The organism is Paenibacillus aurantius, assembly GCF_032268605.1.
Lineage (GTDB): Bacteria > Bacillota > Bacilli > Paenibacillales > NBRC-103111 > Paenibacillus_AO > Paenibacillus_AO aurantius.
Map to the genome: position 1 here is coordinate 3,937,740 of NZ_CP130318.1, position 20,713 is coordinate 3,958,452.

Genomic DNA, 20,713 nt, shown 5'->3' on the forward strand with positions numbered 1-20,713 from the left:
GCTATTTGTAGGGATCCGCGGCGTCGCGCAGTCCATCTCCCAAAAAGTTGAACATCAGAACGGTCAGGATGATGAAGGCGGCCGGCCAGAGCAGCCATGGGTAATGGGCAAGCGTCTGCAGGTTCTGGGAATCCTGCAGCAGAACCCCCCAGCTGACAACCGGAGGCTGCAGGCCGATGCCGAGAAAGCTGAGCGCCGTTTCGCCGAGAATGGTTCCCGGGATCGACAAGGTGACGTTCACGATGATGTAGCTGGCGAAGGACGGGATCAGGTGCTTCCGGATGATCCGGAAGTCGCTCGCTCCCGCGAGCCGGGCCGCCAGCGTGAAGTCTTCCTCCCGAAGGGAAAGCATTTTGCCCCGGACCACACGGGCGAGCCCCGTCCAGCCGATAATCGAGAAGATGATGATCAGCCCGAAGTAGATCTGAAGCGCTGTCCAGCCCTTCGGCAGGGCGGCCGATAAAGCCATCCACAGCGGGATGGTCGGGATGCAGATGAGGAGGTCGATCGTGCGCTGGATGATGGTGTCGGTCACCCCGCCCAGGTAACCGGATATTCCTCCGAGCAGAAGGCCGAGAATCAAGGTCAGCACAATGCCTAGCAGACCGAACGAAAGCGAGATGCGGGCTCCGTACAGAATGCGGGAGAACAGGTCGTGGCCCAGTTTATCTGTCCCCATGAGAAGCAGCGGGCTGTCGGCATCCTTCAGACCGAACAAGTGGCGGTCCATCGGGATAAGGCCCCACATTTTGTAAGGCTCCCCCTTCACAAAGAGGGAAATGGAGTACTTCTTCTCCGGATCCTCCGAGAATGTCCGCCGGAAGGTCTGCGGATCCACCTTCTCGCTCATTCCGTAGACGAAGGGCTGCAAGGAGAAGCCTTTCTCGGGATCGACGAAGTGGATTTGGGAGGGCGGCGAATTTTTGTAAGCCGTGAACCGGGTTTCCGTTCCGTACGGACTAAGAAATTCACAGAAGAGCGCCACCAGATACAGCAGCAGAAGGACGATGGAGGAGAAGACCGCCAGCCGGTGCTTCTTGAACTTCCACCACATGAGCTGCCATTGGGAAGCGACCTCGAGGCTCGGATCCCGGGCTTCCTTCCGCCGGCGTCCCGCTCCCGTTCGTTTAAGCCGGTTCGCAATCGTGGTCATGGCGCTCATTCGCTAACCCCCCCGAAGCGGATTCTCGGATCGACGGCCGCGAGCAGAATATCGGAGAGCAGGGTTCCTATGACCGTCATAACACTCAGGATCAGAAGAAAGCTTCCCGTCAGATACATATCCTGGAACATCAGCGCCTTCAGCAGCATGGGTCCGGTGGTCTGGAGATTGAGGACGATCGAGACGATCGCCTCGCCGGAAATAAGGGCCGGCAGCGTCCAGCCGATGGTGCTGATCAGCGGATTAATCGCCATCCGGACGGGATATTTGAACAGGAGCTTCCTCTCGGCCACCCCTTTGGCCCGGGCCGTGATCACATACTGCTTAGACAGCTCATCGAGCAGCATCCCCCTCGTTACCCGGATGAGCGAAGCCGTTCCGGACATCCCGATCACGATAACCGGAAGAATCAGCCTCGGCAGCATGTTCATGATTTTGGCCGCATTCCAAGGGGCATCCACGAATTCAGGAGAGAACAGCCCGGTAATCGAGACCCCTGTCTGGACGAAGATGAAATAAACGAGGATGAGGGCGATCAGAAAGCCGGGAACGGCGAGGCCGATAAAGCCGATAAAGGTGAAGATGTAATCGAACACGGAATATTGATGAGTCGCCGAGTAGATGCCGATGGGAATGGCTACCGCCCAGACGAAGACCAGGGAGATGAGCGAGATCACCACGGTCAGCGCAAGGCGCGGGCCGATGACGTCGGCTACCGGCTGGTTCCATTGGAAGGAACGGCCCAAATCGCCATGCAGAATAATATTTTTGAGCCATATGAAATATTGCATGTACATCGATTTGTCGAGCCCGTATTCTGCCTGCAGATTGAGGATGGTGCTTTCCGAAACGGCATTGCCGGCCAGCTTCAGCTGCGCGATATAGGTGGTTAGGAAATCGCCGGGCGGCAGCTGGATGATGACGAAGACGATCATGCTGATGGCAATGAGCAGCGGGATCAGCTGCAGGACCCGGTAGGATATGTAATTCAACATAGGGATCCTCCTTTCCATAAGAAGCCGGGGGAGAGGGCTCCTCCCGCCCCGGCTCTGCTAACGGTCATTCTCATTTGCCGAAGAAAAATTGCTCCCCGCTGAAGTTGGCCGCGATCGCGAAGCTGGAGTCGCTCGGAATGTTGCGGAGCTTGGCGTTCACGATCAACGGCTGCTTCACCTCCGAAATCGGGATGAAATAGTACACCTTGTCTTTCATCTCCTGCTTAACCTGCTCGATGATCTTCTTCGCATCCGTCGGATTCGCCGCCGCCGCATTGTCGATCAACGTATACAGCTTTTTGACATCCGCAGGCGGTTCTTTCCCCTCCTTGCCTCCGGTCGTCCGCCATTTGTCCCACAGGGTTCCCCAGTTCGCCGTGCCCCAATCGCCCATGTACCATAGCGGAGTATGGGTCCAGATCATCGAGGCCTGCAGCTGATTGGCTTCGCGGCGTGTCGTATAGAGCGTCTGGTCGATCGTTTTCATCGTCACGTTCAGCCCGAGCTGCTTCCACATTTCCACCACCAGTTGGGTCATCGGAACAATGTCCGGCGCCTGGGCCCCCACCTCGAACGGAATGGTGAAGACTTTGCCGTCCGGACCCAGCCGCTTGCCGTCCGGTCCTTTCTTCAAGCCCATGTCGTCCAGCAGCTGGTTGGCCTTGGTCAGGTCAAAGGCCGGATCTTCGATGGTCCCCGGCTTGGCGAAGCCGTAATAGATTGTATCGATAATCTCCTTGCGGTTTAGAGCCAGATTCAACGCCTGCCGGAAGCGGACATCCTGCACCACCTTCTGCCAGGCCGGATCGTCGAACGTCTGGTTCAAGTAAATGTCCGTCGGCGTCACGTGCATGTTGGCGAGAAGGGCCTTGTAGCCGCTTTTCTCGTTCTCTTTGTAGAGGGGCATCTTCACAAGAGCCGCCGACTCCCGGGAGAAATCCACCTCGCCGGCAATGGTCTTCAAGCCGACCATCTCGATATCCTGAACGAGCGTGCTTTGGATCCGGTCAATGTAAGGCAGCTGGTTGCCGGCCGTATCGACCTTGAAGTAATAAGGATTCCGTTCGTAGCTTGCCATGTTCTCGGTGTATTTGGTCATCACCCACGGATAGAGGACGGGGAACCCGACGGCTTTCTGGTTGGCGAGCTCCCAGTTCGTGATGTCCTTGTCGTTGAAGAGGTTAACCCATTCCCCCGGCTGAAATCCGGCTTCCTTGATAGCGGGCTCCAGCTTCTCGAGAGGGGTGTATTTCTTGTGGAACTGCTTGAGGTAATGGGCCGGCTTCACGAGCTCGGTGTACCCCCGCCAGCCTTGAATGGCCAGCCGGATCAGAATGCCGCCGTACGGCCGGTCGAACGAAATCTTGAAATTGTACTCATCCGTTACCTCCAGCTTGAGCGGGGCTCCTTCGGCGACCCCGCCCGACCGCAGCCATACGGGGAAGATCGGCGTAAGCTCCGGGTTGTTCAACACATCCTCCACCGTAAACCGCACATCCTCGGTGGTCACCGGCTTGCCGTCCGACCATTTCAAGCCCTTGCGCATCTCAAAGGAAATGGTCTTCTGGTCGTCGCTCATCTTGTAGCCCTTCAGCACATTGCCGGTAATCTCCTCACCGAGAATCCCGGGCGTGTTCAGCAGAGGCTCGTTGTTCATGACGAATACGTCCGCATCCCAGTTTGGCGCCGAAGTAACCGTTCTCATGACTCCGCCGTACGTGCCGATCTCATACTTCATCTGGGAGGAGGGGATTTCATTGGTGATTTTGAAATCGGAGGGCAGCCGTTCCTTCACCGCGGCCAGATTCTTTCCGTCCAGGAAAGGAGATTGCTTGAAATCCGTCGGGATCGTTTGGGCTCCCGCCTGCCCTCCTCCTTCCGGCGCTTTCGTGGCTTCCGGAGGCTTGGCGGAGGCCGAGGGGGACGGGGACGTTGAAATGGCGGCGCTTTCACAACCGGTTAGAGCAACAGCCAAGCTGAGAGCGGAAACCAGGAGCAGGTTCCTTGATCTTCTCCATGACTTCATGAGCAACCCTCCGATTTTCTTGATTCTTGTTTGAGTTTTTTGGACTCCCCCCCATTTTTATTCCGAAGAACCAAATAATCAACAGCCAAGTCAGTAAATTGTCTGAAAATTCAAAAACAGAGCCAAATCCTCTACTCTCGTCTTTGAATCGACACCGAATACCCCACACGGATGGCGGAATCGCCTATTTTGAGGGCGCCCGTCCTCTCCTCCTGCCCCAAGAATACCGCTTCCCGTCTGGAGAAAACGCTTTTCCCGCGGCAAACTCCCACAAAAACAAAAAAAGTCCCACATGGGACTTTTGGGACCAACTCCAAGCCCGCCTGCCCGCGGCCCTGCAAGTCCTTAGCCCTGCTTCCTCATCTGCTGAGGAGTGAGGCCGAAGGCTTGCTTGAAGATGCGGTAGAATTGGGTTTTGTCCGGATATCCGACGCTTCGTCCGATGGCTTCCGCCGTTTCGTCCGTTTCGAGCAGAAGACGCTTGGCCTCCCGAAGCCGGATCTCCTGCACGTATTCGGTGAAGGTGGAGCCGAGCTGCTCTTTGAAGATCTTGCCGATGTAATAAGGGGAATAGAAGCTTTCCCGGGAAAGGTCCTGAAGCGTGATGCGGTCCGTATAATGCTCCTCGATATAGGTCAAGAGACCGGGCAATACGTTGCAGGCATCCCGGTGCTCGGTCCCCGCCAGGTTCTTCTGCATCATCCGGAAGGTTCGGGTCAGCAGAAGAGTCGTATAGCCGCGAAGCATGGAGCGGTATCCTTCTTTCTTGGCCGTGAACTCCTCCATCATCGCGTCCAGCAGGCCTTCCAGCTCAAGCATCGGCTTGCCGCGAAAGGAGACATGGCAGGCCGTTCCCGGAACCTTCCCTCCGAACTCCCGGAAGAGAGCGGGGGACAGCTCATAGGAAGCAGGCAAATCGGACACCGTTGTTCTTTCCTGCTCGCTTAGAAAATCCGGCTCGAACAGCAGATTGATGTACTGCATTTCCCCGGGGGAAGTAAACGAATGATAATCCCCCGGATTGATCCAAATCAGATCGCCCCGCTGGACGGGAAAGCCCTGTCCATTGATCAGCTGGGTGCCGGTTCCCCTCCAGATATAAACAAGCTCAATGAACGTATGCGTATGCTCCGGAAACGTTTCGTGAGGCTGACAGGACAGCTTCTGAAGGGCGACTTTCTCATCGTGCTCAATGTAATCTCCCGTGAGCAATACAATCATCTTCCACACTCCATTCTCATGGTCATGAAGGAATTCGATAGGCTGCTTCCCTTACGGTAATGTCACATGCACAAAGCTCCCTGTTTTATTCTATGCCGCGGGGACGAACACCTGCCTGCCCAAAAGAAAAAGAAACCGCGGGCGGGCGGTTTCCTTTGGTTGACGCTTTCTAAGTTTCTAAGGAAGAAGGCTTACGGAGAGGCCGTCTCCGGGGGGCGCGCTCCCCGTTTCAGCTCCCGGATCGAATAGCCGAAGTCCATCTGCAGGTGGGGATAATCCGGAAATCCGGACCAGTCTCCTCCCCAGGAGAACCCCAGGCCTTTGGCCAGGGCCACGACTTCCATCCAGTCCGCCTTGCCGTTCCGGTTGCCGTCGTATTTCAAATCCCAGAGGACTTTGCCGTCCTTGGTCTTCAGGGCAAAATCAACGGCCAGGCCGTAGTTATGATAGGAATCTCCACCCTGGACCTGGGTGACAACGGAGCCGCCGTCCTCCCTTCCCTTGCGGTAAAGGGCGTTCTGCTCCTCTACGGTGCGCAGGCCGTCGGTGATCAGAATCGGGATGCCCGCCTTGCGCGCGGCAGCTTCGAGCTCCGCCTGCTTGGCCGCAACGACCGGGTGAAGCTTGTCCACCGGAGGGACGTTCTTCTTGCTCTCTATGCCCCAATCGGGTAGAAGCTTATCGGCAAGAGGAAGCGGGCGAAGGAGCAGAATACCGGCGGCCGCCATGAGGGCCAGCAGGAAGATAGATCGTTTCTTGGCTTTGCGGGCAAGGGCCGGAGCGCTCTGCCTCGCGTAGGAATAGTTCGTTTTCATCCTCCTATCCTACCATGTCTGTTCTCGGAATGCAGCATCAAGGCAAAACGGCATGACCTGCCGGGATTCGGCTCCGGCTGACCGGAAGGATGATCTCGATGGTCGTGCCGCGGTTAACCCGGCTGGCGGCGCGAAACTCTCCGTGCAGGGACTCCACGATCTTGATGCTGACCATAAGACCAAGTCCGGTTCCGTTCTCCTTGGTGGTATAGAAGGGCTCGCCCAGACGGGAGATCCCTTCCTCGGGAATTCCGCATCCCTGATCCGTGAAGCGGATGCTGAGCTTTCCTTCGGGGAGCTCTTCCAGCTCCACCAGCAGCTTCCCGCCGGACGGCATGGAGTCCATGGCGTTTTTGATCACGTTAACAAAGACCTGCTTAAGCTGATTCTCGTCGCAGTCCACCAGGGAGCACAGGCTTTTGAATTCCGTTTGAACATCGATGTTGTTCAGGATGGCCTGAGGCTCCAGCAGCTTGAGAATGCTCTGGAGCACGTGCCGGACGTTGTTAGGCTGGCAGCGCATGGCCTGGGGCTTGGCCACCACCATAAACTCATTGATGATGAAGTGAATCCGGTCGAGCTCCGCGAGCATAATTTCGTAGAACTCATGATGAACGGCATTCCGCGACTTCAGCAGCTGGGTGAACCCCTTCAGCGCGGTGAGCGGATTGCGGATCTCATGAGCAAGCCCCGCGGCCAGCTGGCCGACGACCGCGAGCTTCTCGGATTTGCGGACCATCTCCTCGGTCCTCTTCTTCTCCGTGATGTCATGCATGACCAGCTGAATAACCGGCCGGCAGTTTTTATAAATGTAAATACAGGAGGATTCCACATCTAGCACTTCTCCATCCAGCCGGCTGACCTTATGCTCGATAAACTCAAGCGGTTCTTGTCCGTTCGATACGGTAAGGAAGCGTTCCTCCATCAGCTTCCGATAATCCGGGTGAACCAGCTCAAGAATCGGCCGGCCCGTGAGTTCCTCCCGCGAACCGGCTCCCATCATCTTGACGGCGGCGTCGTTGGCGTAATTGATGATTCCCGCTTCATCGTGAACCAGGATGGCGGCCGGAAGAAGCTTGATCATCTTGTAGTTAAGCCGCAGGCTCTCCTTTAGGGACTGCTCCCTCTGCTTCCGTTCGGTAATGTCTATGGCCGAGCCGATGACCTCCACCACCCTTCCGCTTTGCTTGATGGGTCGGAGCGAGGCCAGAAAGTGAATGCCGGCCGATTCTCCTTCAAAGGTAACCTTTTCTTCCCCCTGCCAGGCCCGTTCGTAGTGGGCTGCCACATCCACGGCTTTATCCAAGGGCAGCAGGTCCTTAAGGTCCTTTCCCGCTATTTCCTCCTGACCCGGAAGCATACGGTCCATCAGTTCTCCATGGCAGATGGTATGGACAAACCGTCCGCTTTGCTTTTTGAATTTGAAGATCATTCCCTGCTGCACTCGGATCGTTTCTTCCCATTCGGAATTAACCGGCTCGAGCGCAAGCTGTCCATCCTCTGCCTGATTGCTTTCGATCCTGGTCACGGCAAGCCTCCGCCTCCATGTGAATATTTGGCAAACGAACCAAAGGAATCATAACCCGTGCCCGGCTTCCTTCCGCCTGTCCATCCTAAACGGAGAATGACCCGAAGAAACTGGATTTCAGTATGGCCAGGAAGTCGTCTATCTCAGGAGACACATAATACAGGCCGGGCCGTCTGATGGGAACCTGTTGTTTCATGATTCATTGTTACATAAGGGATAAGGGTACGATTCAATATGACAGCGTTTCCTTGATCGTTCATCCATAAGCTATGATACTACAGCCTTCCGGAAAAATTTGTCGATCCATGGGTATCGTTACGGCAAAAAAAATAAAACCTGACAGGTCTTGACTTTCCGCCTGTCAGATTTTATGAAAATCCCATTAAGAAGAGGACGGCTGGAAGGACAGCAGATCAATCTGCCGTTCGGTTACCTCGTCTATGAAATCCGTTTGTTTGTAGCGGAAGGGATCCCCCGAAATGGTGAGCTGACGCTCCTCCCACGGCATCGACCGGTAAACGTTCTTCACTTTGTCTTCGCCTCCCACCATACGGACACGAACCAGACCCGGCTGGATAAGAATGAGGGAGGCTTTGCCTTCTCCGTAAGGGACGGTAAACATGCTAACCCTCCCGTGCTGCTCCGCTTCCTCTGCGAGAACAGCGGGGTAGTCGAAGGCGGAGCCGAACGGAACCTGATGGCGGATCAGCCGTTCGCGGCTATTGGAATTACTGGAAGTCAACGCCTGCACCGCCTTTCTTCTTCAGGGAGCTCGTTGTCGTTAGATAGGATGTCCAGTGTGAATTCCCGGACGGGGATGACAAAGGTAAGAGTAGCTCCACGATCGGAGGCGGCCTCCGCCTGGAGAGACCCGCCCATCAGCTCGATAAGCCGTTTGCTGATGGCCAGATTAATGACGGCCCCGGAGTAGTTCTGCTCGGTTCCCGCCTGCTCCGGTTCCGACTGGAGATGAAACAGATCCCCGAGCCTATCGGGAAGGATGCCGATCCCCCCTCCCCGGACTTCAAATTTCAGCAGATAGCTTCCGGGCTCGCCGCTGTTCGGCAGAACACGGGCGCAAACGTCGATTCTTCCACGGCTCGTGAAGTCCAGGGCATTGCGTAAAATATTCGACAAAGCCTGACGAAGCTTTCGCTCATCTCCAACGATGACAGGCAAGCTTTCGAAGCGTGTGGCCAGCTCGAGCTGGATGTTTTTCTCCGCGGCTTCTGCTTGAAAATCCCGGATGACGGTATCCACGGCCGATACAAGATCGAAGGGCTCATGCTCGGCTTTCATGTCTTTCGCTTCCAGACGGCTGTAGTATAGGATGTTGTCCACCAGCGAAAGCAGAGAATGGTTGCTCATCTGGATAATTTCAATGTATTCCTGCTGATCAGGCAGAAGAGGAGTCTCGCCCAGCAGGTCCGTGGCTCCCATAATACTGGTGATAGGGGCCCGGATTTCCGAACCGATGGTCGCCAGCAGGTTGCTTTTTAACTGGACGGATCCTTCCACGGCCTGGTTCGCTTCCTTCAGCTTCTTCTCCGTCTTCTTAAGTTCCGAGACCGTATTCTCCAATTCGATGACATGGGCCAGAAAGACAGCCATTGATTGCAGGGCGGTAATATCGGTCTCCGAAAAACGGTAGGTCGTGGAGTCCAGGGCGCAAACCGTCCCGTAAGCGGTCCCGTTCTTGAGCAGGATCGGAACCCCGATAAAAGAACGGCTTCCGAGAGCCTGGGTTACCGCCATGGAGGAGGTGAGGGGACTCGAAGCCGTGTCGGGAATCAGAAGCGGCTTGCTGTCGTTATGAAGAACAAGGCTGCAGTAGCTCAGTTCAAAAGGAAGGCAGTCGTTCTCCTTCACCAGCTCTTCCCTGCGGTTAAACGCATTCATAATAACATTGGTTACCCCGTCATTGCTCGCCACGAAGATGGTATTGACTTCAAGCAAGCGGCTTAATAGCTCTATGACATGGGCCGCCGCATCATGGATGCCTGAATAGAAAGTTGCATTCTCTCTGTGAATTCCTTCCAACCGAATCGGACCTCCCGTAATGGTTGCTGCAAAACCCGTTTCGGCGGCGCCAGTCGGGCCCAAGCCGTTTCTGGAACGGATGGTTCCCCAGACGGCACACCGGGGCAGGCTTCAAGTTATCCTTAATAAATAACCTTACCCAAGCACTTAGCAAGTGAAACGGCGTCTTTACAACAAAGTACCGGTATCCATCTTATCAAGGTCATCTCCGCCTTGCAAATAGGGGTCCGTCCCCGGCTGGGCGGATGCCTGCTTCCGGTAGGTCCGGGCGGACATGCGGGATAATTTTTTGAACATTTTGCCGAAATGGGAGAAGCTTTCAAAGCCGACGCGGGCCGCTATTTCCGTCACCGGAAGACGGGTGCTGCGAAGAAGCCTTTGGGCCTCCTTAATCCGGGTCAGATTCAAATAATCGGTTAAAGCGAAGCCGCTGACCTCCTTGAAGCTTCTGCTTAAGTAATAAGGGCTGACGAAGAACGTTTCCGACAGCTTCGCCAAGGTGACCGGCTCCGCATAATGGCTGTTGAGGTAGCGGATCACCTCCGATATTTTCTTGTGCATGGGAGTGGCATAAGCCGTTTCAGGCGGCTCATTCCGCAGCAGGAAGCGTCCCGAGAGAAGAAGAAGATCCGTCACGATGTTCCGCACCGAGAGGTCGTAACCGGGCTCGCGCCTTCCGATCTCCTCCAAGAGACGGAGCACGAGCTTTTCCGCTTCCTTCTTCTGTTCCTCGGGAAGGCGCAGAACGGGCTGGCGGTGCCGGAAAGGACTTAGCAGAAGCTGCGCGTCCTGCCCCCCTGCCTCGTATAAGAACCGCTCATCGAAATAAATCACCATCCTTTCGTGAGACGGAATGCCGGAATGGATCGTCTTGTGGAGGGCATCTCTCGGCAGAAAGACCAGATCCCCGGGTTGGACCGCGTAGGAGGAGTCCCGGATGAAGTAAATGCGCTCCCCCTTCAGCAGGTAATATACCTCATAAGTAGGATGAAAATGATTGGCCGCCATGCTGTACCGGCCGTGCCGCTTGATATATTCCACGCACAGGGAATCGGTCATTTCCTGGTAACGCAGCATCGCTTCTTCCATGGTCATCTCTCTCCTATCATCGCAAAATAGGCGTGATTCCCTACCATTATCGCATAAAAAGAGGAGAAAATCCCTCTATCTTGCGATAATCTGAAGGAAGAAACGATAAACCATCCATCAGGAGGATGACCATGTCTACCAAAAAATACGTATTGGTCGGATCCGGCGGCCGTGCTGAATTTTTCTATTCCGCCATCGCCACGACTTACCGCGAAACCTCGGAGCTCTTGGCTTTTTGCGACATCAACCAAACCCGCATGGACTATGCCAACCGCAAGCTGACGGAGAAATACGACTATCCGGCCGTCCGCACCTACCCGGCCAGTGAATTCGACCGCATGATCGAGACCGAGAAGCCCGATGCCGTCATCGTGACGAGCGTAGACCGCACGCATCATACGTACATCATCCGGGCGCTGGAGCTCGGCTGTGACGTTATTACCGAGAAGCCCATGACGGTGGACGAAGAGAAATGCCAGGAAATTCTCGATGCCGTGGACCGCACCGGCAAAAAAGTGCGCGTCACGTTCAACTACCGGTACGCCCCGCATCATACGAAAGCCCGTGAGCTGATTGAAGACGGCGTGATCGGCCAAGTGACGTCCGTCCATTTCGAGTGGCTGCTCAATACGAAGCACGGAGCCGATTATTTCCGCCGCTGGCATCGCGACAAGAGGAACAGCGGAGGACTGCTCGTTCACAAATCCACACATCATTTCGACCTGGTTAATTTCTGGATCGGCTCCCAGCCGGAAACCGTCTTCGCCTTCGGAGACCTCCTCTTCTATGGAAGAGAGAATGCGGAGCTCAGAGGAGAGACCAAATTCTATGACCGGGCAACCGGGAACCCCAATGCCAAGGACGATCCGTTCGCTCTGCATCTCGACCAGAACGAGAACCTGAAAGCGATGTACCTGGATGCCGAGCACGAGGACGGCTACCGCCGGGACCAAAGCGTATTCGGAGACGGCATCAACATCGAAGACACGATGGGTGTCATGGTCCGTTACAAGAACAAGGCGATTCTGACCTACTCGCTGAATGCCTACATGCCTTGGGAAGGGTACCGGATTGCGTTCAACGGAACCAAAGGCCGCATCGAGATGTCGATCGTGGAGCAGTCTTACGTTAACTCCGGTGGAGAAAAAGCTCTGGAGGGTGCCCTGAAAGGAAAAGCGATGAGGGTATTCCCAATGTTCGGAGCGCCTTATGAAGTAGAGGTCGAGGAAGGAAAAGGCGGCCATGGCGGCGGAGATCCCGTTCTCCTCAACGACATCTTCGGCACGCCGCTTGAAGACCGCTTCCACCGCGCGGCCGATCATATCGACGGCGCCCGGTCGATCCTGACCGGCATTGCGGCCAACCGGGCCATCCGCACCGGACTGCCCGTGCAGATCAAGGACCTCGTCAAGTTTCATTAGAATAAGCAAGAAGCGTCTCCCGGGCTAAGGGGAGACGCTTTTTTGGGTTTTTTGGGCAGGCTGGCTATCGCTCTATCTTTCTATTCCTCGTAGTAAACGAACAACGGAGCAATCGGCTTGAAGAACAGATGGCCGTCCTCCCACGGCTGAAAGTGCAGATCCATCCGGGAATCCGCCCAGTTCCCGGGCGTCCCTTTGGTCTTCAGCCTGCCGGGGATAACCGGTTCTTCCAGCACCTTCGGAAGCTCCTGGTAACCGAACAGCAGGTTCTCATGAATGGCGATAATTTCGTATTTGTCGCCCGGGAACGCCCTTTCCTCCTGAAGCTGATAATGATAATAGATATAGCTCGCAATCTGCCCGGGCCGGAGATGGGCCACCCGGCCGATCCGCTGCTCCACCGGCGTCCTGCGGCGCCAATGCTCCACTCCCGCCGGTTCGTTGAAATGAAAGACATCCGCCATGGGCACCCATGGGCGCGGCTCCGCTTCCCCCGGCCACGGCATGAGAAAGGGGGCGGCTCCAGGAAGGAGCTCCTCCGGCAGAAGTGGCCTATCCACACTTTCGTAATACAGGAACAGGTTGTTTCGCCATTCGTAGCAGGCGGCGGTCATAATCTCCCCGGACTCGACAAGCTTCCTCGCCCGGGGCGATTCCATCAGAACCGGCAGGCCATCCTCTCTTCCCTCCGGCTTCCACTGGGCCCTGTAGATGCTCCTTAGCATAGCGGCTAGCCCGGAAAGGCCATCGTGGTCATCAGGCTGTTCTCCGCCTGGGTGGAATCGAGCCGGCTGTACTGAACGATCACCGGCCGGTCGCTTTCCACCTCCATGGCGTAGGGGACGCCTTTCGGGATGGACTCGCCGTCCCGGGACAGCGACGACGTGCGGATATGGTCGGTCCGTCGTCCAGGAACCGTCACTTCTATGTTTTCGATCGGATCCCGGTCCTCGAAATAAACGGTGACGGACAATCGGGCGGGTTCCTTATAACAATTCAGTACACAGATGGACTCGTGGCTTTCGAGCTCCCCGGAGCTCTCCGGGGGAATGTAGCCGTCTGGGATGAACCAGAGGATGTGTCCTTTGCTCATGGTCATGTTCCTTTCCTCCTTAAGTATCCTATCGCTTAGGAACTTACTTCAAATAGAGGTTCAACGGCTGTATTCGCAATTCCTTCAAGCCGTCCGCCGCCAGCTTGGCGATTTGAATGGCCCCCTGCTCCTGGAAATGAGTGTTGTCTTCCGTCCCGTCCGGGAAGTTTAGAAACTCTCCCGGAGCGAGCCACATGAAGAGCGATTTCGATCCTTCCGGCCCGAGCCGTTCATAGAGCTCCCGGCTTCGGGCGGCAAGGTCAAGCAGCGGCACCTTCTCCTCCTCCGCCAGCTCCCGGACTGCGGTCAAATAGTTGCCGTGGGTATCCCGAAGGGTCCCGTCCTCTTCAAAGAACCGGCGCTCCACCGGCGTCACGAGGATCGGGAACGCCTGGCGCTCCCGGGCACCGTCCAGATAGATCTTCAGCGTTTCCTTGTAGGTCGTAAAGGGCTCCGTATAACGCTCCTCCCCGTATTTCTGATCGTTGTGGCCGAACTGGATGAGCAGGTAATCCCACGGCTTCATCCGGCTCCAAATGGCATCGAGGTGCCCTTCCCGGATAAAGCTCTTGGAACTGCGGCCCGACAAGGCATAGTTCGCCACTGCGGCATCCGCTTTGACGAACTGGGGAAGCATCTGTCCCCATCCCGCGTAAGGATAACCGTCGGCCGGCTGATCGGTGACGGTGGAATCTCCCGCCAGAAAGATCGTGCAGGCCGAGGAGGACGGCCTAATCTCCATCGCATTGACCCGCGGGGCCCGCCCCGTGAAACTCAGAAGAAGCCGGCCGCCGGTCACCCATACGGCAAAGCTTACCCGGGCGAAATACCCCGGCTGGGTCCGCAGCTTGTGAAGCATCAGGCGGCCTTCGCCGGCTTTGATCGTTGTTTCCGTTGCGGCAAGCTCATCCCCCATTAAGACGGTCACGTGATACGTTCCGTCGGGAACATCCACAACAAACGAGGCGTCAAGCGGGATGCAGAAATCCCGCCGCAGCGGCTCTCCGCCTCTGTCTCTTGCATTAATGCGGCTGGTCTCCCCGAAGCCGTAGCCGACCGAAGGATCGTGCACGGTGTCGGGTTCTATCTTGGTATAGCCTTCCTGCGGACTTCCTTGGCCAAAATCAAATCGGTATGAAGGTGTCATGGGGTCCTCCCCTAATGAGTGTGAAGTGGCGCCTGTTTATAGGCAGGCTTGAGGCAGGGAGCCGGAATGCTCCGCCAAATGCTTCTCCAGCCGGATTCGTTCGATCCCGGCCAGGAGGACAATGCCGATCCCGTGGGTATCGTTAAGAAGCCAGGAGAGGCCGTCCTTGTAATAGTAAGGATTGAAGGAATAACCGGAGCCGCGGCACACTCCGTAAACATTCCCGTGCTTGTCGATGCACCGGCGGGTCAAGCCTTCCCAGCCCTTCCAGACCGCTTCCGCATAAGGCTCGGCATCGGCCAGCCAGCCGAATCTTATTCCCCGCGCGAAGCTGTAAAGGAACATGGAGGTGCAGGACGCTTCCTCATAGGAATCGGGGTCGGTCAACACCTGGTGCCATAATCCGCCCGTTCCCTGCAGCCGTAGGTAGCCCTCGCACAGCTCCCGGAAAAAAGAGAGGATCTCCTGCCGGCGCTTATGCTCCTGCGGCATAAGCGCCAGCAGCTCGGTTAAGGAAAACAGCACCCAGCCGTTCCCCCGGCCCCAAGGAACCCCGTTGCCTTTGCCGAATTTTGCGTCATAGACGTGATGCATGATCTGCCGGTCGGGCATAAACAGCTTGCTGCGGTAAAGCAGGAACTGTTCGGCCGCATCGTCCAGATAGGAAGCGTCCCCGGTTAGACGGGAATATTTGCTGAGAAAGGGGGTGCTCATGTACAGATCGTCGCACCAGACGGTATCCTTCATAAAATCCGTCGTTCCCCGCACCCGGTAAAGGGTGCCGTCCGGCAGACGATCCTGCTCCTCCGTTATGTAGCGGGCTATCCGCGCAGCAGCTTCGGGGGCGCCGTTAAGCGGCTTGACCCGATGGGCCTCCAGCAGGGCGGCGCCAAACGAGCCGCAGTCGTCCAAGCTGTCGATCAGCGAGAGCTGATGGTTGACGCCGGGCGAGCCGTACGTCTCCCGATCCCATTCGCTGTAGGCAAACAGGGAGCTGCACTGCCCGATATGGCTTGCCGCATAATCGGAGTAATGCGGCCGTCCAAGCTCCACGCCGGTGCGAAGGAGTCCGTAAAGGGTAACCCCGAGGGGGTAATTCCAGCGCCCGAACATGGGGTTCTCGAGGTAGGGCCGAATGCGGGCTCCCGGCCGGTCGGCCTGCCAAAAAGTTCGTTCCTCCCCTTCTCCGAATACCGTGTCCATCCGGCAAAGTCCGGTCTCGTCCGGAGCCGCAGAGAAGGGACCGAGGTAAAGCCAGGTGCCGGGGAGGCCCTGAACCGGATAAGGGGGAACCAGGCGGACCTTCTCCCCTTCCGCCTCCAAGGTGAACCCCCAGTGGGAGCCGGTCCCCATCGAGCGGACCAGCAGCTCGTGACAACCGCAAGGGACATTCAGCTCCAGAGAGACTTCCGCGGCGGGCTCCTCCGATCGAAAGACGGGGACACCGTTTAGGAAGACAGCCGCAGGTCCTTGGAAGGTTCCTTTCAAGCAAACACTCCGGCTGCCGGTTCCCCGGTTCTCCACCTTCGCCCAGGCATAGGCCAACTTGCCCGGATGGGAACCGAAGATTCGCGCGAAGCAGCCCCGCTCCCTCTGATCGGCCGTCCAATCCGCCTCCGGGTAGAGGAAGGCGGCATTTACCGCTTCCCCATCCTCCCCTCCGGGAATAACCGACAAGGGAAGAACCTGGGGAGCGCTGTACACCCATCCCTCCTGCCCTTCCCGGTCCAGGGTGGGCGCGAGCACGTGCAGCGGGAAGCCCTTGATGCTACCCGTTCCGAATTTCCCCCCGCAGCCAGTGCCTGTGCGCACGAATTCCAGCACAAGATGGTTCCAGCCCCGGCTGAGCTTGGTGCGGAAATAAGCGTTCCGGTCCGGAAAGACATCGTCATTCAGATTGGATTCATAGACCAGCGACCGGTTAACGTAGACTTTGGCGGGGCTGAAGCAGGACAAGCTGAACGGAACCTCGGCCTCCTGGTCGCTCCACACCCGGCTCCACGCATAGACGAATTGCCCGTCGGCCATCTCCGGCCACCTTGAAGTGAAATCCATGACGTACCGGTAATCCGCTCCCCTGGGAAATCCGTTGACGGAATGAACGCGATAGACCGGAGGGAGCGCGGGATGCGCTCCGATGAACCGGTTGGCCACCGCCTCCAACACGCCCTCCGGGCGTCCGGCCGTTCTCCCGGCGATGGAGTCGTTCTCATGAAAATATCCCCCAGCCGTCATCTCTCCGTCCCTCCCTTCAGCGGAATCTCTCCACCGGGATAGAGCGTCGAGCTCGACAGCCGCTTGGGCTGGGGAAGGGGTCCCGGAGCCCGGCTGTCCAGACGGGCCGGACGGCTTGCGTAGATCGACGCCCGTTCATCCGAGTAGACAATCACCTGCTCCGTTCCCCCGCCCCATAAATCGGCATGCACGGCATAACCTTCGGACGGAAACTCCACGACCCGTTTCATGGCGCTGTCGTACAGACCGGGATAGACTCCCCCGCCCCGGCGGAAGGCCAGGATATAATCCGGCGCTCCCTCCTCCCAGTTCGACAGAGGCTCGATGATCGTCAGCCAGCCGTCCGTCTGCCGGTCCTCCTTCCACAGTTCGCGGCCTTCGCTGTCGAGCAGGAACAAGGCATCCTTGCCCTTCAGCCCCTTCCCGTCGTCTTCCCGGACAAGACGGTCCAATCCGGCGATTTGGAGGCCAGGCTTATCCGGAAGGAAACGGCCTAACGCGATATGCTGGGATTCGACGGAGCCCTCGTACCGCCACAGCTCCCGTCCGTGCCGGTCATACATGACGGTAACGCTGCCTCCGATCACGAGCTCCGGCTCTCCGTCCCCGTTGACGTCGCCGACCCAGATGCAATCCGCGTGGTCCTCGAGATCCCGGCAGCTCCACAGAAGCGTTCCGTCGTGATCGAGCAGATCATACCCGGCCATCACTTCATCCCTGCCGTCCCCGTCCAAATCGTATACCCACGGAAAATGCCCGGGGTTTCCCTCGTGGGTCCATAACAGGTTAAACTGGTTGTCGAACGCCCACATCCGGTGATACCGGTCCTTCAGGATCAGATCGCCTGCAAACGGAGCGCCTGTCAGATTGGCCACCACGATGCAGTCATGGGCCTGCGGGTCAGGAAGCTCATGCACGGCTTTCCGTTCCCCGGTTCTTCCGTCCAGAATGATAAGACGGTCATTCATAACGCAGATCACCTCGAGATGCCCATCCCCGTCGATGTCGGCGATTTGGGCCGGATAATCCGAGCCCTGGCCCCCGGCTCCGGGGTCGGGGGTACCCGTTTGCCACAGAACCCGGCCTTCGAGGTCAAAGGCCGTCAGGCACTGTACCTGGTGAGGAATATAACGGACATCCTGGCGGTTGTCGGCTTGAACGAGAAGCAGCTCCATCCGCCCGTCGCCGTTTAGATCTCCGAGCAGCATTTTGCAGCGGGGGCCCGCCTGCCGAATGTCGATTTCGCCCAGCAGACAGGCTTCGTGATGAATCATTTGGCTCATGGTCTTCCCTCCACGAATATGGTAATCGGAAAAGGCGTCCGGCGCCCCGGACCCTGTTCCTTCTTCTAATGAGGAGCCTAGCGAAAATCCGTTCTCCGCACAATCGTACTTTTTTGCCCGGCTTGGAACGGGGCTTGGACTATCTTGACGGCCTGCCACTTTCTTGCGGATCCCCGGCAGGAGCCTTCGGTAATTTTTTCTTATTTACGGAAAAATGGGGTTGTCTTACTTTTAAAGGGTCACCCCGGAAGATTCAGGAAAGAACCGGCCGGTGAACCACTTTCCCTCAAGGAGGCAGTATGATGAAGAACAGGAAGCGGTCAAGGAACTGGAAGAAGAAAGCCGGCCTCACCGGCGTCAGTCTGCTCGCGGCACTGCAGCTCGTTTCATCCGGCTCATCTTTGAAAGCGGTTGCGGCGGAAGGAAATCCCCCTTCGGCAGCCACAGAAGGAAAACGGCAAATGGAATTTCTGGACAGGGGACTGGTCGCCGTCCAAACCCCGGAAGGCAACTTCGTCAGCTGGCGTCTGCTTGGAACGGACCCGGAAGACGTAGCCTTTCATCTATACCGGGATGGCCGCAGGCTCACGGACCAGCCCCTGACCTCTTCGACCAATTACTTGGATGCCGCGGGAACGCCCTCTTCCCGCTATACCGTTAAGCCGGTTGTAAACGGCAAGGAACAGGAAACCTCGGAGCCGGCCGGCGTCTGGGGGCAGCAGTATCGCGACATTCCTCTGAAGAAGCCGGCGGACGGCGTTAACCCCGACGGCTCCGTGTACACATACAGCGCGAACGACGCTTCGCTCGGCGATGTGGACGGGGATGGCTTGCTGGAGCTTATCTTGAAATGGGATCCGTCCAACTCCAAGGACAATTCCCAGAACGGGGTGACCGGCCCCGTCTATGTGGATGCCTACCGCATGGACGGAACCTTCCTGTGGAGAATCGATCTCGGCCGCAACATCCGGGCCGGCGCCCATTATACCCAGCTGATGGTCTATGACCTGGACGGGGATGGCAAAGCGGAAGTGGCCTGCAAGACGGCGGACGGAACGGTCGATGGAACCGGTAAGGTGATCGGAGATCCGGCTGCCGATTACCGGAACAGCGAAGGACGCATCCTAGCCGGACCTGAATTCCTTACCATCTTCGAAGGGGCTACGGGCAAGGAGCTGACCAGCGTTCCATATGAGCCTCCGCGCGGCACGGTCACCGATTGGGGCGACGGCTACGGCAACCGGGTGGACCGGTTCCTCGCCGGGATCGCCTATCTGGACGGAGAGCGTCCAAGCCTCATCATGGCCCGCGGCTACTACACCCGGGCCGTCCTCGCCGCCTATAACTGGCGGGACGGCGAGCTTAGCCAGGTGTGGACCTTCGATTCCAATGACCCCGGCAACGAAGGCTACCGCGGCCAGGGCAACCATAACCTGAGTGTGGCCGATGTGGATGGCGACGGCAAGGATGAGATCATCTACGGAGCCGCCGCCATCGATCATAACGGCAAAGGGCTGTATACGACCGGCCTGGGCCACGGGGATGCCCTTCATGTCGGGGACCTCGATCCGACTCGCCCGGGTCTCGAAGTGGTGCAGGTGCATGAGGATAAGAAATCCCCTTACGGCCTGGAGTTCCGCGATGCCGCTACCGGAGAATCCCTCTGGGGCGTCTATACCGGTAAGGACACCGGCCGGGGCATGTCGGCCGATCTCGACCCGAGATACCCGGGCGAGGAAGCCTGGGCAGCCGGCATAAGCGGCTTGTTCAGCGCCACTGGCCAGAAGATCAGCGAGACGACGCCTTCCTCGATTAACTTCGGCATTTGGTGGGACGGCGACCTTCAGCGGGAGCTCCTGGATCATACGTGGAACGGAACCACAGCTACCGGCGTCGGCAAAATTGACAAATGGGATTACGAGAACAGCAAGCCCGTTCGTCTCTTAACTGCGGACGGCACGTTGTCCAACAATTACACGAAGGGAACACCCGTGCTTCAGGCGGACCTCATCGGCGACTGGCGGGAGGAGGTCATCTGGCGGACGGAGGACAGCACCGCTCTGCGCCTCTACACCACCACGAGTATGACCGAGCACCGTCTCCCCACCCTGCTTCACGATTCCGTTTACCGGCTGGGAATCGCCTGGCAGAACGTCGCCTATAACCAGCCTCCACACACGAGTTACTTCCTGGGAGCCGGGATGACGCAGCCTCCTCATCCGTCCCTCTATGTCAATCGGCCAGCTGAAGCGGAAATCGCTCCCCGGACGTTAGACCGGAAGAGCTCGGGCCAGTCGGTTACCATTAAGGTTACCCTGTCCTCCTACCTGGGCGGCGCTTCCGGCGATGCCTCCTCCCTCTCCTTGCTTGTGGCGGGTAAAGAACTCAGCGCCGAATCTGTGAAAGCCGAGGGCACTTCCGGGGACAACGGCTTCAGCCTAATGGCCAAGGTCGACCGGAGCAAGCTGATCGAAGCTCTCGGCGACCGGTCGGGAGAGCAAACGGTGGAGGTAACCGGGCAGCTGGAGGATGGAACAAGATTCCATGGAACAGCATCTCTTACCGTAAACTAACCGGCGGCTCCGGCCAAAAAAACTTGCCCCATCTTCTTCAAAAGGGCCTTCCCTTCGTCCTGGCTAGGACGAAGGGAGGCCCTTT

Annotated in this window: 16 protein-coding genes; 2 read left to right on the plus strand and 14 right to left on the minus strand. The window is 57.4% G+C overall.

All coding sequences use genetic code 11. The features are described from left to right. Nucleotide 1: 1 nt before the first annotated feature. The 9 genes from MJA45_RS17850 to MJA45_RS17890 form a co-directional block, all read right to left on the minus strand. On the minus strand, nucleotides 2-1,162 hold the full coding sequence (locus MJA45_RS17850; protein ID WP_315603259.1) for an ABC transporter permease: 1,161 nt from the start codon (nucleotides 1,160-1,162) through the stop codon (nucleotides 2-4). Beyond that, nucleotides 1,159-2,157, minus strand: coding sequence for an ABC transporter permease (locus MJA45_RS17855; protein WP_315603260.1), 999 nt, complete (start codon nucleotides 2,155-2,157; stop codon nucleotides 1,159-1,161). Before MJA45_RS17855 ends, MJA45_RS17850 begins: the two co-directional genes overlap by 4 nt. A gap of 70 nt (nucleotides 2,158-2,227) precedes the next feature. Then, the gene (locus tag MJA45_RS17860) at nucleotides 2,228-4,183 is read right to left on the minus strand and encodes an ABC transporter substrate-binding protein (RefSeq protein WP_315603261.1); all 1,956 of its coding nucleotides are present in this window, start codon (nucleotides 4,181-4,183) and stop codon (nucleotides 2,228-2,230) included. Between the two features lie 345 nt (nucleotides 4,184-4,528). Continuing rightward, a complete protein-coding gene (locus MJA45_RS17865) occupies nucleotides 4,529-5,404 on the minus strand; it encodes a helix-turn-helix domain-containing protein (RefSeq protein WP_315603262.1) in 876 nt (291 codons plus the stop codon). A 191-nt stretch (nucleotides 5,405-5,595) separates the two neighbouring features. Then, nucleotides 5,596-6,219 carry a M15 family metallopeptidase gene (locus MJA45_RS17870; RefSeq protein WP_315603263.1) on the minus strand — a complete coding sequence of 208 codons (624 nt, stop codon included), beginning with the start codon at nucleotides 6,217-6,219 and terminating at the stop codon, nucleotides 5,596-5,598. Between the two features lie 37 nt (nucleotides 6,220-6,256). Then, nucleotides 6,257-7,747, minus strand: a complete 1,491-nt coding sequence (locus MJA45_RS17875; RefSeq protein ID WP_315603264.1) for a PAS domain S-box protein — start codon at nucleotides 7,745-7,747, stop codon at nucleotides 6,257-6,259. Between the two features lie 382 nt (nucleotides 7,748-8,129). After that, nucleotides 8,130-8,489: a hypothetical protein gene (locus MJA45_RS17880; protein WP_315603265.1), complete on the minus strand. Its 360-nt coding sequence runs from the start codon at nucleotides 8,487-8,489 to the stop codon at nucleotides 8,130-8,132. Further along, nucleotides 8,486-9,787, minus strand: coding sequence for a GAF domain-containing sensor histidine kinase (locus MJA45_RS17885; protein ID WP_315603266.1), 1,302 nt, complete (start codon nucleotides 9,785-9,787; stop codon nucleotides 8,486-8,488). The genes MJA45_RS17880 and MJA45_RS17885 overlap by 4 nt, the downstream gene beginning before the upstream one ends. Nucleotides 9,788-9,955: 168 nt before the next feature. Next, nucleotides 9,956-10,876 carry an AraC family transcriptional regulator gene (locus MJA45_RS17890; protein ID WP_315603267.1) on the minus strand — a complete coding sequence of 307 codons (921 nt, stop codon included), beginning with the start codon at nucleotides 10,874-10,876 and terminating at the stop codon, nucleotides 9,956-9,958. Between the two features lie 131 nt (nucleotides 10,877-11,007). On the opposite strand from MJA45_RS17890, the gene MJA45_RS17895 reads away from it, so the two are divergent. Continuing rightward, nucleotides 11,008-12,297, plus strand: a complete 1,290-nt coding sequence (locus MJA45_RS17895; RefSeq protein WP_315603268.1) for a Gfo/Idh/MocA family oxidoreductase — start codon at nucleotides 11,008-11,010, stop codon at nucleotides 12,295-12,297. Nucleotides 12,298-12,377: 80 nt separating this feature from the next. Here MJA45_RS17895 and MJA45_RS17900 read toward each other — a convergent pair whose 3' ends face one another. From MJA45_RS17900 to MJA45_RS17920, 5 genes are read right to left on the minus strand one after another with little or no spacing between them, the layout of a single operon-like run. Beyond that, complete coding sequence (locus MJA45_RS17900) at nucleotides 12,378-13,022, minus strand: hypothetical protein (protein ID WP_315603269.1); 645 nt, start codon at nucleotides 13,020-13,022, stop codon at nucleotides 12,378-12,380. 5 nt (nucleotides 13,023-13,027) lie between these two features. Beyond that, complete coding sequence (locus MJA45_RS17905; RefSeq protein WP_315603270.1) at nucleotides 13,028-13,396, minus strand: sensory rhodopsin transducer; 369 nt, start codon at nucleotides 13,394-13,396, stop codon at nucleotides 13,028-13,030. A gap of 37 nt (nucleotides 13,397-13,433) precedes the next feature. Next, a complete protein-coding gene (locus MJA45_RS17910) occupies nucleotides 13,434-14,537 on the minus strand; it encodes a rhamnogalacturonan acetylesterase (protein WP_315603271.1) in 1,104 nt (367 codons plus the stop codon). 36 nt (nucleotides 14,538-14,573) lie between these two features. Then, complete coding sequence (locus MJA45_RS17915; protein ID WP_315603272.1) at nucleotides 14,574-16,772, minus strand: glycoside hydrolase family 88/105 protein; 2,199 nt, start codon at nucleotides 16,770-16,772, stop codon at nucleotides 14,574-14,576. Further along, entirely contained in the window at nucleotides 16,769-18,055 is a 1,287-nt protein-coding gene (locus MJA45_RS17920; RefSeq protein ID WP_315603273.1) for an FG-GAP-like repeat-containing protein, read from the minus strand. The genes MJA45_RS17915 and MJA45_RS17920 overlap by 4 nt, the downstream gene beginning before the upstream one ends. Before the next feature lie 302 nt (nucleotides 18,056-18,357). Between MJA45_RS17920 and MJA45_RS17925 the strand changes: the two genes are divergently transcribed. After that, entirely contained in the window at nucleotides 18,358-20,628 is a 2,271-nt protein-coding gene (locus tag MJA45_RS17925) for a rhamnogalacturonan lyase (protein ID WP_315603274.1), read from the plus strand. The last annotated feature ends 85 nt before the right edge of the window (nucleotides 20,629-20,713 follow it).

Coding starts and splice junctions, on each gene's coding strand:
- MJA45_RS17890 (WP_315603267.1), bottom strand. CDS start 10,876: ATGGAAGAAGCGATGCTGCGTTACCAGGAAATGACCGATTCCCTGTGC.
- MJA45_RS17905 (WP_315603270.1), bottom strand. CDS start 13,396: ATGACCATGAGCAAAGGACACATCCTCTGGTTCATCCCAGACGGCTAC.
- MJA45_RS17855 (WP_315603260.1), bottom strand. CDS start 2,157: ATGTTGAATTACATATCCTACCGGGTCCTGCAGCTGATCCCGCTGCTC.
- MJA45_RS17850 (WP_315603259.1), bottom strand. CDS start 1,162: ATGAGCGCCATGACCACGATTGCGAACCGGCTTAAACGAACGGGAGCG.
- MJA45_RS17925 (WP_315603274.1), top strand. CDS start 18,358: ATGAAGAACAGGAAGCGGTCAAGGAACTGGAAGAAGAAAGCCGGCCTC.
- MJA45_RS17865 (WP_315603262.1), bottom strand. CDS start 5,404: ATGATTGTATTGCTCACGGGAGATTACATTGAGCACGATGAGAAAGTC.
- MJA45_RS17920 (WP_315603273.1), bottom strand. CDS start 18,055: ATGAGCCAAATGATTCATCACGAAGCCTGTCTGCTGGGCGAAATCGAC.
- MJA45_RS17860 (WP_315603261.1), bottom strand. CDS start 4,183: ATGAAGTCATGGAGAAGATCAAGGAACCTGCTCCTGGTTTCCGCTCTC.
- MJA45_RS17900 (WP_315603269.1), bottom strand. CDS start 13,022: ATGCTAAGGAGCATCTACAGGGCCCAGTGGAAGCCGGAGGGAAGAGAG.
- MJA45_RS17895 (WP_315603268.1), top strand. CDS start 11,008: ATGTCTACCAAAAAATACGTATTGGTCGGATCCGGCGGCCGTGCTGAA.
- MJA45_RS17910 (WP_315603271.1), bottom strand. CDS start 14,537: ATGACACCTTCATACCGATTTGATTTTGGCCAAGGAAGTCCGCAGGAA.
- MJA45_RS17915 (WP_315603272.1), bottom strand. CDS start 16,772: ATGACGGCTGGGGGATATTTTCATGAGAACGACTCCATCGCCGGGAGA.
- MJA45_RS17870 (WP_315603263.1), bottom strand. CDS start 6,219: ATGAAAACGAACTATTCCTACGCGAGGCAGAGCGCTCCGGCCCTTGCC.